This is a genomic window from Mycolicibacterium vinylchloridicum (assembly GCF_013404075.1).
GTDB classification, from domain to species: domain Bacteria; phylum Actinomycetota; class Actinomycetes; order Mycobacteriales; family Mycobacteriaceae; genus Mycobacterium; species Mycobacterium vinylchloridicum.
Window position 1 is genome coordinate 1 of sequence record NZ_JACBJQ010000222.1, and the last position, 547, is coordinate 547.

Genomic DNA, 547 nt, shown 5'->3' on the forward strand with positions numbered 1-547 from the left:
CATCCCGACACGCCACCTCCAGCTGCACCCGCCGATTGTGCGTGATCGACATCAACGGATAAAACGCATGCAACTCACGACCCGCATCATCCGGATAATGCACACCCGAAACACCACAACACAATTCGAACCGCAATTGCTCGTCGTCGCGCAACACCTGCGCGACGGACACCAGGTGTTGGCGCCGGATCTCCAGGGTCAGCTGGCCCCGGAAGACGACGATGCGCTCGACCGCCGCGCCGAACGCGTCGGCACCCAGAACCTCGGCCAACCGATCGACGAGTTCGTCGAAATAGCCGCCGTAGGGCCGTGGTGTGCTGCCGGGCAACGCAACTTCGCGGACCAGCCGGCCGTACCCCGAGGTGTCACCGCTACCGCTGATGCCGAACATGCCATGGCGAACGCCGATGACTTCCTCGTCGCTCACCGCAGCAGCCCCTTGAGTTCCAGGGTGGTAGGGGCGGCCAGTGCAGCCTTCTCGGCCGCCGCGATGGCCTCGGCGCGGTGCACCCCCAACGGCATCTCGGCGATCTTGGCATGCAACGCC

General features: G+C 65.1%; 1 protein-coding gene. It reads right to left on the bottom strand.

From position 1 onward, the window contains the following. Window positions 1-391: NADH-quinone oxidoreductase subunit C (locus tag HPC46_RS34665; RefSeq protein ID WP_179476474.1), on the bottom strand; the 391-nt coding region annotated here is incomplete at its 3' end. Window positions 392-547 lie beyond the last annotated feature (156 nt).